The organism is Alistipes intestinihominis, from assembly GCF_040095975.1.
GTDB classification, from domain to species: Bacteria; Bacteroidota; Bacteroidia; order Bacteroidales; family Rikenellaceae; genus Alistipes; species Alistipes senegalensis.
Genome location: NZ_JBBMFL010000009.1, coordinates 118643 through 131986, shown reverse-complemented (window position 1 = coordinate 131986; position 13344 = coordinate 118643). Strand labels below are relative to the sequence as shown.

13 protein-coding genes and 1 tRNA gene are annotated in these 13344 nt (G+C 58.7%); 2 read left to right on the top strand and 12 right to left on the bottom strand.

What is annotated here, in order from left to right; genetic code table 11:
* Nucleotides 1-219 precede the first annotated feature (219 nt).
* Nucleotides 220-999 carry a hypothetical protein gene (locus WMO46_RS09355; RefSeq protein ID WP_349094224.1) on the top strand — a complete coding sequence of 260 codons (780 nt, stop codon included), beginning with the start codon at nt 220-222 and terminating at the stop codon, nt 997-999.
* On the opposite strand, the gene WMO46_RS09350 is transcribed toward WMO46_RS09355, so the two are convergent.
* From WMO46_RS09350 to murB, 12 genes are all read right to left on the bottom strand, one after another.
* Complete coding sequence (locus WMO46_RS09350; protein ID WP_317167635.1) at nt 978-1520, bottom strand: DUF6642 family protein; 543 nt, start codon at nt 1518-1520, stop codon at nt 978-980. The two genes, WMO46_RS09355 and WMO46_RS09350, sit on opposite strands and share 22 nt — an antisense overlap.
* On the bottom strand, nt 1517-2419 hold the full coding sequence (locus tag WMO46_RS09345; RefSeq protein WP_168948841.1) for a tyrosine-type recombinase/integrase: 903 nt from the start codon (nt 2417-2419) through the stop codon (nt 1517-1519). The genes WMO46_RS09350 and WMO46_RS09345 overlap by 4 nt, the downstream gene beginning before the upstream one ends.
* Nucleotides 2420-2594: 175 nt before the next feature.
* Nucleotides 2595-2668 (bottom strand) — tRNA-Arg (locus WMO46_RS09340).
* Nucleotides 2669-2949: 281 nt separating this feature from the next.
* On the bottom strand, nt 2950-3540 hold the full coding sequence (gene ruvC, locus WMO46_RS09335) for a crossover junction endodeoxyribonuclease RuvC (RefSeq protein ID WP_129652267.1): 591 nt from the start codon (nt 3538-3540) through the stop codon (nt 2950-2952).
* A 102-nt stretch (nt 3541-3642) separates the two neighbouring features.
* Entirely contained in the window at nt 3643-4701 is a 1059-nt protein-coding gene (locus tag WMO46_RS09330; RefSeq protein ID WP_129651624.1) for a TlpA disulfide reductase family protein, read from the bottom strand.
* Nucleotides 4702-4704: 3 nt separating this feature from the next.
* Complete coding sequence (gene lpxD, locus WMO46_RS09325; protein WP_349094223.1) at nt 4705-5745, bottom strand: UDP-3-O-(3-hydroxymyristoyl)glucosamine N-acyltransferase; 1041 nt, start codon at nt 5743-5745, stop codon at nt 4705-4707.
* Nucleotides 5746-5860: 115 nt separating this feature from the next.
* Nucleotides 5861-6331, bottom strand: a complete 471-nt coding sequence (coaD, locus tag WMO46_RS09320) for a pantetheine-phosphate adenylyltransferase (RefSeq protein WP_019151295.1) — start codon at nt 6329-6331, stop codon at nt 5861-5863.
* Nucleotides 6332-6597: 266 nt separating this feature from the next.
* Nucleotides 6598-7191 carry a DUF6549 family protein gene (locus WMO46_RS09315; RefSeq protein WP_276715417.1) on the bottom strand — a complete coding sequence of 198 codons (594 nt, stop codon included), beginning with the start codon at nt 7189-7191 and terminating at the stop codon, nt 6598-6600.
* A 54-nt stretch (nt 7192-7245) separates the two neighbouring features.
* Nucleotides 7246-7959 (bottom strand): aminotransferase class IV, encoded by a 714-nt coding sequence (locus tag WMO46_RS09310; protein ID WP_349094222.1) that lies wholly within the window; start codon nt 7957-7959, stop codon nt 7246-7248.
* Nucleotides 7956-9026, bottom strand: a complete 1071-nt coding sequence (gene holA / locus WMO46_RS09305) for a DNA polymerase III subunit delta (RefSeq protein WP_196017969.1) — start codon at nt 9024-9026, stop codon at nt 7956-7958. The genes WMO46_RS09310 and holA overlap by 4 nt, the downstream gene beginning before the upstream one ends.
* A 3-nt stretch (nt 9027-9029) precedes the next feature.
* The gene (gene tilS / locus WMO46_RS09300) at nt 9030-10373 is read right to left on the bottom strand and encodes a tRNA lysidine(34) synthetase TilS (protein WP_349094221.1); all 1344 of its coding nucleotides are present in this window, start codon (nt 10371-10373) and stop codon (nt 9030-9032) included.
* Nucleotides 10374-10379: 6 nt separating this feature from the next.
* Nucleotides 10380-11387, bottom strand: a complete 1008-nt coding sequence (gene murB, locus WMO46_RS09295; RefSeq protein WP_349094220.1) for a UDP-N-acetylmuramate dehydrogenase — start codon at nt 11385-11387, stop codon at nt 10380-10382.
* Nucleotides 11388-11442: 55 nt separating this feature from the next.
* On the opposite strand from murB, the gene WMO46_RS09290 reads away from it, so the two are divergent.
* Nucleotides 11443-12876, top strand: coding sequence for a DUF4301 family protein (locus tag WMO46_RS09290; protein ID WP_129651631.1), 1434 nt, complete (start codon nt 11443-11445; stop codon nt 12874-12876).
* The last annotated feature ends 468 nt before the right edge of the window (nt 12877-13344 follow it).

Below are 13344 nucleotides of genomic sequence, written 5' to 3'. Positions count from 1 at the left end.
AGATCTATATAATCCCATTATTCCGGGGCTATTTGATTAATTGTTTAACTCGTCCCATTTTAACGGGACACTAATGATAATAAATACTGAAAATACTTTATAATTATTAAAAGTCTAATTGGATATGTGATATTGAAAATTAGATTAATTGGAGTGCGCTATTTTAGATTATTATTATCGAATCAGAATTTTAAAGATTTGACCTGTGATTCCAGCTCTATGCGTAAATTGAGAAAATACTTAACAGACAATAATTATATCATTGTACTGACATATGTAACTATTATCGTAGGAGTTCTGCATTTCATTACCGACGATGTTAGTATTAAAACTTGGCTAAAACAGTTTTCTGCAAATTTATTTACTGCCATTATTGGCATATGGGTTACGGTCCTTTGTATTGATCAGATCATCAAAAAGAAAGAACAACGAGAGCGAAATAGACTTTTGAATATTGCTTACTTAGAAATTAGCAGAGCATTAAATTTTTACCTATTTTATCTCAATCGCATTTATAAAGTATCGAGTAAAGAGAGACCCGAATTCAAAGAAACATATGATGAAATGTATAATAGCGAACATTTTCGGGACGCATTTATGAATTGTGATTTTACACGAAATGCCGAGTATTCAAATTGTACATGGGGTCAATTCATCCATTCCAAAACAACAGATTTGATTAATACAGTAGACCTTATCATATCAAAATATTCGTTTATTTTAGATGCAGATACGCTTTCTCTGCTTGAATTATTAAAAGGATCATCTTGGCTTTTAGTGTCGTCTCAGATGGAGAATCCAGAAGGCAAAAGAAATGTAATATACAACTATTATAGCGAATTTTTAAATCAACTCTTTATAATTGCAAAGATTATAACCATTATATCCAATAATCCCAGATATAGTTTACGTTACGATAGCGGACTTTGGGATGATAATACTTTTGATAAAGTAGGTTCTGCGAGATTATACAATAACTATGGCTTTGAAAATTCATAAAGGACAAAACTCGGTAATCGTTTTATTTGGTCTGTTAACTGAAAGATTATCTTGGGATCAAAAAAGCAACATAATTCCCACGCCGTGGCTTGAATAAAATCGACATCCTTGCTATAACCTGCGAGGATGTCTGCTTTTGTGCGATGCAGGAAATCGTCGATATTCGCGCGTTTCGTGCGCATAGTGCTACAACTGCCAAAGTAAACGACCCGATGCGCTAAAAAACCCTCCAAAATGTCCGCAATCTCGCGTAACGTCACGAGGTCCCGCCCGATCTGTATTTTATTCGGTCTGCCGTGAAAGGCAATGTATAGAATCGTATAATTCCGGTAACGCTCGAACGTGTATTGCCGCAGATATTCGAAGAACTCTTCCCGCGTGTTGCACTTGCGGTAAATGTATTTTATCCCTGCGGCATCCCGCAATATGTCGAGCATCGGACGCACGCTTTGTCTGCACCGCGGGTTCGTTCTCCAATTCCCCTCCAAACAATAGATATTCCGGGGTGGTTGCTTCTTCATATCCGTATTTCGTTAAAGACTTCGTAAAACCGGGGTAAATCCTGCTCGCGGATAATCTCGTCGTTGTAAACTTCAAGCATCTGAATACTCCGGTGACGGCTGTATTTCGACACCATCAATAATTCCCCTTTATAGGATTTGATTAACTTGGTAATAAAAAAATGACGAAAGCCATGCGTGCTTCCGTCGATCTCCAACTCTGCGAATACCCGTTTTATGATCTCCCGGACCGATTTGGCCGTAAGCCTTTCGCCCCGGCAATGGTTACTGTCACTGCGGAACAGTGCGCCGCTTCGGAATCGGTAACAGTTCAGATATTCCCGCAGAACACGGACCGTTGAGGGGTGCAAATGAATCGGCTCTTTATCATCCCGGCCTTTGCCGCGGATGAATGCGGTCTTGTTCCGCAGGTCAATATCCCCAACATCCAACCGGACGACCTCGATCTGCCGAAGCCCTTGAAACAAAAAGAGAGCGACAAGCGCTCTCAATCTTAAATTTTGCGGGGTAGGCGGTAAGTCGGAACAATACCGTTGTAACTTTCCGATGTCGGCATCCTGCAAGCCCTCTTTGCGGTGCAGTCGGCTCTGCATGAATCCGCGGACATGATCCGTAATTTTCTGCGGGATCAAATTCAACCGATGCAACCCGTCCAAAAAGATTTTCGCCGCAATCAGGTATTTGTTTTTAGTCGATACGCTGAATGTGTCGATATTGGCTAAATACCGTTTGTAATCCAAATAAGAATTGCGGTTGATGCCGTGTGTTTCCGCATACCGAATAAAATGCGTGATCCGCATCCGGTATTCGTTGCGTGTTGCATCCGTGACATCCAGTGCACCGAATACCTCGTTTTTCAGTAATTCCAACCGATTTGACCGAATAATCTCGTTTGTCATGTAGTTTTTAGTGATTTGCTACCGTAAAACTACAAAATAAATTCTATATTTGCAAACGCAAGTGTTTGATAAATAGGTATTTAGAAATAATCAACTGTTTTACCTATGTTTTACCCGGGGCAAAGAAAAACCGTCGCAAGCTATTAACTTACAACGGTTTGCTGATGCGATCTTGTGACACCGACAGGACTCAAACCTGTAACCTTCTGATCCGTAGTCAGATGCTCTATTCAATTAAGCTACGGTGCCGAATTGCGATTGCAAATGTAGGGCAAAAATCCGAAACACGCAAATAATCGTGCGGAAATTTTACCGAAAAAAATAATTCGACCGGATTCCGAAAACCACTCCGAAAGCCATTGTTCGGATTATCAGCCGTTTGAAAAAGATCCTGCCCGGGCTTTTCTCGCAGCCGCTTTCGAAAGCGGCTGCTCGTCGGAGCGTGTCCGTCTTGTCTGAAAGGGGGCCGCCGCAGCTGCACAGCAGGGCGTAGAGGAGAAATAGTGCGGAAGTTCGCTTCGGGGACGGTTTTATTTGATCTCCCGGTCGGGGTTCTTTTTCAGAAACTGTTCCCAGCTTTGCGAACCCTTCTTCGAGGCGGCTTTCTTGCCGCCGCCGAGCCCTTTCACCCGTTCGCTGCCCAATGCGGCCTGGATCGGACTGGCCGTGGTGAAATAGTGGCACAGCGCGACGGCCATGCCGTCCGTGGCGTCGAGACGCCTGGGGGGCCGGTCGATGGTGAGCGTGCGGCAGACGATCGAGGCGACCTGCTCCTTGGCGGCCGATCCGCGGCCGGTGATCGACTGTTTGATGCGCATCGGAGCGTATTCGAATACGTCGATCCCGCGGCTCAGCGCGGCCGCCATCGCCACCCCCTGAGCACGTCCCAGTTTAAGCATCGACTGCACGTTCTCGCCGAAGAACGGCGACTCCAGCGCCACTTCGTGCGGGGCGTATTCGTCGATCAGCGCCCCGACCCGCTCGAAGATATAGCGCAGTTTGGCGTAGGGGTCCGGGAGCTTGTGCAGGTCGATGTCGCCCAGCACGACGGAGCGCACCGTGCGTCCTTCGACCTCCAGCACGCCGTAACCCATGTAGTTCGTGCCGGGGTCGATGCCCATGATCCTGTATTTTTCCGAAGGTTTCAAGTGCGGAAATCCTGTGTTGCGAAAACCCCTCCTTTCCGCCGAAACGGAACGGAGGGGTGTGTGACTGTCGGTTTTCTATCGGGCCAGCAGTTCGGCGATCTTCTCGTAAAGCGCTTCGCCGCGGAGGTTTCTGGCGACGATCGTGCCGTCGGCGGCGATCAGGAAGTTCGACGGAATTCCCTGCACGGCGTAATCCCGGGCGGCCTGGTTGTCGAATCCGTTCACCTCGCTGACGTGCACCCAGTTCATGCCGTTGCGGTCGATGGCTTCGAGCCATTTCTCACGGTCCTTGTCGAACGATACGCCGTAGATTTCGAATCCCTTCTTGTGGAACTCGTCGTAAGCCTTTTTCAGGTGGGGAACCTCGCCCATGCAGGGCCCGCACCACGAAGCCCAGAAGTCGAGCAGGACGTATTTGTTCGCCGGGTTTTCGACGACCGATTTGAGCGACACCTCCTGCCCTTCGGCACTGGGTTGTGCTACGTCGGTGTAGGGCTGTCCTACATCGGTTCTGATCTTCTGCTCGGCGCTCTCTTTGAGCGATTCGAGCACGCTGCTCCGTTGCAGCTCCTCGGGGAAGAGGGCGATTTCGTCCAGCAGCTCCTGTCCCGAAAGCTCGTATCCCAGCTGCTGAGCCAGCAGCAGTGCGCCGAAGAGATTCGTGCGGTTCTGCTCCATCGTCGTGCGGGTCAGCTGGTCGTACTCCTTTTCGATCGCGGCGCGGCGTTCTTCGTCGGTCGCCTCGTCGCGGAACTCGTTGACCAGCGCGTGGCTGGCCGCGGCATAGGCGTCGCTGGCGTCATTGGCCGGCGTGCCCGTCACCTTCTTGCGGTAGGCGTTGTCCGCATCGTCGCTCACGGTGATCCGTCCCGGTTCGAGGATCAGCATCGCGGCGAACGTCGCACCCTGGTCGCGGGCGTCGCGCAGGATCGCTACGGCCGGAGCTTCGGCGATGCCCGAGAGGCGGAATTTGCCGTTTTTGACGACCGCCGAGTCGAGGACGGTATCCTCTTCGTCGAGCAGGTATACCTTGTCGTTGGCGCCGGCGACGGTCCCCTCGACGGTGTATTTGTTTTTGTTTCCGCAGCTGCACAGCACGGCGGCCGCCGCTGCGAGGATCAGGATCTTTTTCATGACTTATTGGTTTTTGGTGAGTTCTGCGAGTCGTTTTTCCAGCGCACGGACCTGCTTTTCCAGTTCGGGCAGGCGTTTGAACACGGCTGCCGAACGGTGGTACTGCATGCCCGGGAGAGCGGGGTATCCGAAGCGGATTTCGTCGTCGGGAACGTCCTTGTCGAGTCCGCTCTTCGAGCCGATCTTCACGCGGTCGCCGATCACGACGTGGTCGGCGATGCCCACCTGTCCCGCGAGAATGCAGTTGCGGCCGACTTTCGAAGTCCCCGCAATGCCGGTCTGGGCCGACGACACGGTGTTCTCGCCGATCTGCACGTTGTGGCCGATCTGTATCAGGTTGTCGAGCTTCACGCCGCGGCGGATGACGGTCGAGTCGGTCTTGGCGCGGTCGATGCAGGTGTTGGCGCCGATCTCCACGTCGTCTTCGATGACGACGTTGCCCAGCTGGGGAATCTTGTCGAAGCCTCCCTGCGCATTGGGCATGAATCCGAAACCGTCGGCGCCGATCACCACGCCGGCGTGCAGGATGCAGTTCGCGCCCACGGCGCACCCTTCGTAGATCTTCACTCCGGGGTAGAGTACGGTGTTGTCGCCGACGGTGACGCCGCGTCCGAGGTAGACCTGCGGATAGATCTGACACCCCTTGCCGATGCGCACGCCCTCCTCGACGACCGCGAAGTCGCCGATGTAGCACTCGTCGCCCACCTCGGCTTCGGGCGCTACCGACGCGCGGTCGCTGATTCCCTTGCGGCGGGGTTTGGCGGCGTTGTACATTTCGAGGAGTTTCAGGACGCAGGCTCCGGCGTCGTCCACCTTGATGAGCGTCGCGGCCACCGGCTGCGAAGGCGTGAAGGCCCGATCGACCAGCACGATCGACGCGCCTGTGGTGTAGAGGAACTGTTCGTATTTGGGATTTGTGAGGTAGCTCAGCGATCCGGCCTTACCCTCCTCGATCGACGAAACGGTGTGCACCTTGGCGTTTTTGTCGCCGACGATTTCGCCGCCCAGAAATCCGGCGATCATTTCAGCTGAAAATTCCATCATAAAGCGTATATTGTTAGTTCGTATTTCAGTTCGTTCCTTTGTCCGTATCGAATTTTACCGTGCCGACCGGGCGGAAGGTACGCCATCTCCCTCCCTGAGGGCCGGACTGCGTTTTTCATAGGTACTTGTTGATGTCTATTCCTTCGGGCATGAACTCCTCGACGTTGCGGCCGAACGAGAGCACCTCGCGCACGGTCGATGACGAGATGTCGGCCACGGGCGAGGGGGTGAAGAGCATGACGGTCGTGATGTCGGGGTAGATGCGGTGGTTGGTGGACTCCATCGTGCGTTCGTATTCGAAGTCGGTGGTGTTCCTCACGCCGCGGATGATGGCGCAGGCGCCCATCGTCTCGGCGAATTCGCCCGTCAGCCCGGTGTAGACGCGGGCCTCCACGCGCTCTTCGTTGCGGAATACGTCGTCGATGAGCCGTTTGCGGTTCTCGACCGTCAGCAGCCCCTGTTTGGAGGTGTTGTTGCCGATGCCGATCACCACGCGGTCGAAGAGATTCAGCGCCTCTTCGACCAGCGCGGCGTGGCCGCGTGTGAACGGGTCGAACGACCCGGGGAATATGGCTGTCCTTTCCATAATTGTCAAAGGTGCTAAAAAGTCGAATGGGTTCGAAACCGGATCGCTGTCCGGTTCTTGCAAACGCTCCGACTGTTAAAAGTGCCGTTACGGCACCGGCTCCAAAGGTACGAAAAAGTCGGATGGGTTCAAAACCGAATCGCTGTCCGGTTCTGCAAAACGCTCCGCTCCCCTGAAGAGGCCGTTACGGCATCGCCCCCAAAGGTAGGAAAAAAACGGAAATACCCGCAGGTTTTTCCGTTTTATTCGTTCGGCGTCCTTGCGCCTCACCGTTCGATTTTCACGTATTCGGCGTGGACGATCCGCGTGTGGGGGTTCGTCGAGACGATCTCCTGCCGGAGCGCCTTCGTACCCCAGCGGATGAAGAGGAAGCGGCGGGGGATGCGGTGGACCACTTGCCGCAGGGTGTCGATGCTACGGATGCGGCACACGGCCGAGTCGCGTCCGATGCGCCCCTCGACGGTGACCCACGGATCGCGCCAGCGGAACAGCCGCACCGAATCGCGCACGGGGTGCGGGTCGCCGGACCGGACGACGACGGTGTCGCGCAGCGGCGTGCGGATTTCGGCTTCGGTGGCCGTCACGGTCTTTGCGGCGGCCTCCAGCCGGCGGATTTTGAGCCCCAGCCGCCGGATCTCTTCGGCGTCGGCCGCACGCAGGGCTTCGAACTCCCCGCACCGCAGCCGCAGGACTTGGGCCGAGGCAGCCTCCTGCCCGGCCTGCGTGCGGTAGTGCGCGACCTCGGCGGCGAGAGCGGTCTGGTTCTGGACGAGGCGCCGGTTTTCGGCGCGGTAGCGGCGGTGGGAGCATACGAACAGCGCCGTCACGGCGACGGCGTAGAGCACGAGGTATTTTTTCATGGTTTTCGGGATTTGGTTGCCCGAAAGGTACGACGGAAGGGGCCGGTGCGGTTTCTATTTTTTCGGAAACAGCCCCTCCATGACGAGGGCGATGCGCTCGGCGATGAGCGACATCAGCGGCTGCCCGTCGCAGCGTGCGAGGGCGGTGATGCCCCGGTGGTCGGCGAAGAAGAGTTCGTCGATCCGCGGCAGCTCCCCGCATCCGAAGGGCTCCTCGCGCAGCTCCAGCCCCGCGGCCCGCACGGCCCGCACGGCCAGTTCCCGTTCGACGCTCTGCGTGCCGGGGGCCGCCAGCACCGTGTGTCCCGCGACGGCGAACAGCGGGGCGTCGTCGGCTTCGCGGAGGATTCCCTCCCGGTCGCAGCGCACGGCGACATCGGCTCCCGCGCGCTCCGCCATATGGCGGGCCAGCTGCGCCGCCGCTTCGCGGGCCGAGGTCGGGGCCTCGGTGAGCGGCAGGTCGTAGCGGAGCGTCACGGCCTCGGGCTGGAGGCTCCGGAGAGCGTAGCCGTCGTAGAGCGACACCCCCGTGGGTGTGAGACGCTCCTCGCCGTCGGCCCCTAATTCGATGCGCACGAATCCCGACACCCCCGTCGGATAGCGTTCCGCGGCGGCGAGGGCCTCGATGCGGGCCGCGAGGCGTGCGGGTGCATATCCCCGGCCGAACAACTCGCGCGATGCGGCGTCGAGCCGTGCGGCGTGCGCCTCCGCATTGCGGGCGCGGCCCCGGGCGAGGTGGACCGTCTGATATAGGTAGAGCTCCGTCAAAGCAGGAAGATTTTCAGCAGCAGTTCGCGCAGCAGCTCGCCGTCCGGAGCTCCTCCGGCGTTGAGCCCCTTGCTCTTGGCGTCGTATTCGCGCAGCAGCCCCAGGATGTTGAACACCTTGCGGTTGTTCCACGCCGCGGCGTTCTGTTTGATCTCCCCGAGGACGTAGACGTTGCTTTTGCGCAGGATGCGCATCAGCTCCGTGTCCGGCGGAAAGGGCTTTCCCCGATGCTGCGCGAGCCAGCGCAGGTAGTTGACGACGAAGATGTCGCGGAACTGTCCGAACAACGCCATGACCGTCAGCAGCAGCGGGTTGTCCTTGGGGTTGCGGGCGAAGTGGTCGGCGATCATCAGCGCGCGGCCCATGTCCTTGGTGGCCACGGCCTTGCACAGCTCGAAGTTGTTGAAATCCTTCGAGATGCCGATGTTGGCCTCGATGTCGGCGTCGGTGATGCGCTTCACCCCCTCGGGCATCGACACGGTGAGTTTTTTCAGCTCGTTGGAGATTTTGGCGATGTCGGTCCCCAGGTGGTCGGTCAGCATCGACAGCGCCTTGGCGTCGATCGTCAGCCCCTGTTTCCGGATGAACTGCTGCAACCACGCCGCGATTTCGTAGTCGCGCGGCCGCACCGATTCCAGCACCGTGCCGTTCGCCGCGCACCCCTTGTAGAAAGCCGAACGCTTGTCGGCGTTCTTCTCCTTGTGGCAGATCACGAGGACGGTCGTGGGCGAGGGCTTCTGGGTGTAGAGCGAGAGTTTGTCGAGCCCTTTGAGCTGCTGGGCCTCTTTGAGGATCACCACCTGATACGACCCCATCATGGGCATCTGGCGGCAGAGGTTGATGATCTGCCCCGCCTCGGAGTCGCGTCCGTAGACGGTGATCTGGTTGAAGGCCCGCGACGCCTCGTCGAGAATCGTCGCCGCCAGCTGCTCCGCGAGGGCGTCGATGAAATAGCTCTCCTCGCCCATCAGCAGGTAGATGCCCGAAAACCGGCGCGCCGCGATCTCGGCGGCGATCCGCTCGTATTCGGCGACGGAGTCCTTGAACTTTACGGTGCTTTTTGCCATCTCTTAAACGATCTCTTTGGTGATGCGCAGCACGTTTTCCGTCTCGGGCGTCAGCCGGTAGCGGTCGTCGATGCGGCGGCCGACGAGCCACGCGATTTCGCCGCCCGACACGAGCACGAACTGCCGCTGTTTTTCGGCCACGGAGACTTTGGCATCGACGAGGAAGTCCGACACCTTCTTGCGGCCCGTCATGCCGAAGGGCACGAACCAGTCGCCCTCCTGCCAGCGGCGGAGCGTGAGCGGGAATTGCAGCCGGTCGGCGTCTATCTGCGCGATGTGCTCCGGGACGCCGAAATTCTTGATCGTGTCGATGTCGCAGTATTCGTAGTAGAGCACCGAGTTGCCGCAGTAGCTGCGCAGGGCTCCTTTCGGCACCGTCGTGAGACACGCGTCGTCGGGGGCGACCGGCGCCACGACGATTCGTCCGCGGTCGATGCAGGCCACGTGTTCCCGGGCGTAGAACCGCCGTCCCGTGGCCCCCTGTTCGAGGGCGTGGCACAGCGAGTCGATCACGTCGCCCTTGAACCCGTATCCCGAACTGAGGAGTTCGTAGATCACGAACCCCTGCGGGAACGCCGGGTCGATCCGGTCGAGGCGGATCGTGTCGATCCCCGCCTCCGACGTGACCGCCTCGCCGCGGATGCGCTCGATGCCGTGGTTGATGAACAGCTGGGCGTCGGTCAGCCGCGCGAGGTTGCGGCTCATCAGGCTCGTGAACTTGGGATTGATCTCGCGGATGCGGGGGATGAGCCCCAGCCGGATCTTGTTGCGCAGGTATTTGGTCGAGCGGTTCGACGAATCCTCCCGGAAGGGGATGCGGTTCTGCACGGCGTATTCGAGTATCTCCCGGCGCGAGGCGAACAGCAGCGGGCGGATGATCTTCCCCACCTGGGTCGAAATGCCCGTCAGTCCCCGCAGCCCGGTGCCGCGCAGCAGGTTGATGAAAAAGGTCTCTATCGAGTCGTCGGCGTGGTGGGCGATGGCCACGGCCGTATAGCCGTGCTCATGGCTCAGGGCGTCGAACCAGGCGTAGCGTAGCCGCCGGGCCGCCATCTCCATCGACTCGCCCGTGCGCTCCATCTCGGCCTTGGTCTCGAAGCGCTTGTTGTAGAACTCCACGCCGTATTTTTTCGCCTCCTCTTCCACCAGCACTTCGTCCTCGTCGCTCTCCGTGCCCCGCAGCTGGAAGTTGCAGTGGGCAACGCCCACCCGGTAGCCGCAGCGGGTGAACAGCGAGAGCATCACCATCGAGTCCACGCCGCCCGAGACGGTCAGCAGGATGCGGTCGTCGTGCATGGCGAGGCTGTTCTCTTCGATGTAGCGCTGGAACGTTTCGATCAGGTTCATATATTATTATAAGATGTTAACCTCCGTATCTATTTCGATGCCGAATTTCTCGCGGACCCGCTCCTGCACCTCGTGCGCGAAGGCGATCACCTCGCCGCCCGTGGCGCCGCCGTGGTTCACCAGCACCAGCGCCTGCCGTTCGTGGACCCCCACGGCCCCCTTGCGGCTGCCTTTCATCCCGGCCCGGTCGATCAGCCACCCGGCGGCCAGCTTCACGCGCCCCTCGGGAGCGGGGTAGTGCGGCATGTCGGGATACTCCGCGAGCAGGCGTTCCGCTGCGGCCGCCCCGACCACCGGATTCTTGAAGAAGCTGCCCGCGTTGCCCAGTACGGCCGGGTCGGGGAGCTTCGCGCGGCGGATCGCGCAGATCGCTTCGCGGATGTTGCGCAGCGTCGCTCCGCCGCGGGCCTCGACCTCGCGCTCCACGTCGCCGTAGCCCAGCCGGGGCCGGGGTGTGTGCGTGAGGGCGATCTCGACGGCGGTGATGATCGCCCGCCCTTTCAGGTCGTGTTTGAAGACGCTCTCGCGGTAGCCGAATCCGCAGTGCGCGGCGTCGAGCGTCAGCATTGCGCCCGTCTCGACGCAGTACATCTCGACCCGGCGGATCGCGTCCTTCGCCTCGCAGCCGTAGGCCCCGATGTTCTGCACCGGCGCCGCGCCCGCCTTGCCGGGGATCAGCGAGAGGTTTTCGATGCCCCACAGTCCGCGTCCGACGGCCCATTCCACCAGATCGTCCCACTCGACGCCCGCATCGGCCCGCACGCGGACCTCGTCGCCGTCGTCGCTCAGGAGGGTGATCCCCCGGGCGACGGGCGTCAGGAGCACGCCGTCGTAGTCCCGGGTGAAGAGGATGTTGTTGCCTCCGGCCAGGACCGTCCATTTTTCAGGAATCCCCGCGGCGAAGAGCGTGCGCAGGTCTTCGGGCGTTTCGAATTCGACGAGGCGCGCGGCCTGCTGATCGACGCCGAAGCTGTTGCGCGTGCGCAGGCTGATTTGGTGAAATTCTCGGATCATGATGCGCAAAGTTACGCAAATATTTCGTATATTTATGCCACAAAACCGATAACCTATGTTTACTCAACAGGATTTACAACAGATCGCCGGCCACGGCCTCACCCTCGGACAGGTCGAAACCCAGCTGGAGAATTTCCGCCGCGGATTTCCTTTTCTGAACGTCGTGCGGGCCGCTTCGCCGGGCGACGGCGTGACGGTGGTCGATCGGGCGCAGGCCGACGAGGCCGCGGCCCGTTACGAGGCTGCCGCCGGGCGTCTGGGCATCGTGAAGTTCGTGCCCGCCTCGGGCGCCGCGACGCGCATGTTCAAGGAGCTGTTCGGGTTCGTCAACGACGGCAAGCGCGGCAAGGGCATCGACACCCTGCTGGAAAATATCGAGAAATTCGCCTTCTGGCCCGAGCTGAAAGCCGTGCTTCCGGCCGGGGCCGACGACTGGGCGGTCGTCAGCGCCATCGTGAACGACGGTCTGAACTACGGCCGCAAGCCCAAGGGGCTGGTCACCTTCCACGCCTATCCCGAGGGGGCCCGCAAGGCCGTCGAGGAGCATCTGGTCGAGGGGGCGACCTATGCCGCCGCGAAGGGTGTGGCGCGCATCCATTTCACCGTCTCTCCCGAGCACGTCGCCGGATTCGAGGAGCTGCTCGCCGAGAAGGTGCCGTTCTATGAAAAACGCTTCGGCATCCGCTACGACATCTCGTTCTCGGTACAGAAGCCGGCGACCGACACCATCGCCGTGAATCCCGACAACACGCCTTTCCGGCAGGACGACGGCACGCTGCTGTTCCGTCCCGCGGGTCACGGGGCGCTGATCGAGAACCTGAACGAGATCGACGCCGACCTGATCTTCATCAAGAATATCGACAACGTGACGACCGACGCCCGGCGCGGCGACACGATCCGTTATAAAAAGGTGCTTGCGGGCATTCTGCTCGACCTCGAAGAGCGTTCTTTCGAATACCTCAAGGCGCTCGAAGTGGGCGGTGCCGAACTGGAACCCATCGCCGAATTCATCGAAAAACAGCTTTGCGTGAAGCTCCCCGCCGATTACGATTCGGCGTTGCTGCGCGCCGTGCTGGACCGTCCGATCCGCGTCTGCGGCATGGTCCGCAACGAGGGCGAGCCGGGCGGCGGGCCTTTCTGGGTTGGGAATCCCGACGGCACCGAGTCGTTGCAGATCGCCGAGTCGAGCCAGATTTCGCCCGACGACCTGCCGCTGATGCAGTCGGCCACGCATTTCAATCCCGTGGACATCGTCTGCGGCGTGCGCGATTCGAAGGGCCGGAAATTCGACCTGCGCAAATACACCGACCCCTCGACGGGCTTCATCTCGTCGAAATCGGCGGGCGGCCGCGACCTGCGGGCCCAGGAGCTTCCGGGGTTGTGGAACGGCGCGATGGCCCGCTGGAACACGGTCTTCGTCGATGTGCCGATCACGACCTTCTCGCCCGTCAAGGTGGTGCAGGACCTCCTGCGCCCTCAGCACCAGTAGCTTCCGGGCCGGCTGCCGTTCGCGCTGAGCGGCATCGCCTTTGAAAGAGAATGCCCCCGTTTTTCAGGCTGTGGATTCCGGCATGAAAAGCGGGGACGTCGTTTTTTTTCGGTTGGACCGTCGGATAAATTTTCGATTTCGGGCGGATAACCGAGGAGACCATGACCCGTCCCAAACCGTTCGTTTCGTCCTTCGACTGACGGCTTCGCGCGGCCAGGCCGCGCCGGGTGCGGGACCGTATGAAAACCCCGCCGGCTCTTGATCGGGGCGGGCGGGGTTTTCGTGTTCCCGTTCGCGGACGTATTCGGTCCTTACCGCAGGAGCGGGGACGCTCCGGTCCGCGTTTTTCAGGAAGACTTTCGGTGAATGAGGCTGCCCGCCGGGCCGAAGACCGCCTCCCGGGGCCCGGCCTCTGTTCCGCAAGGCTCGCACATTTCTTCCTGAATTTTGTCAAAAAGGGATAAATTG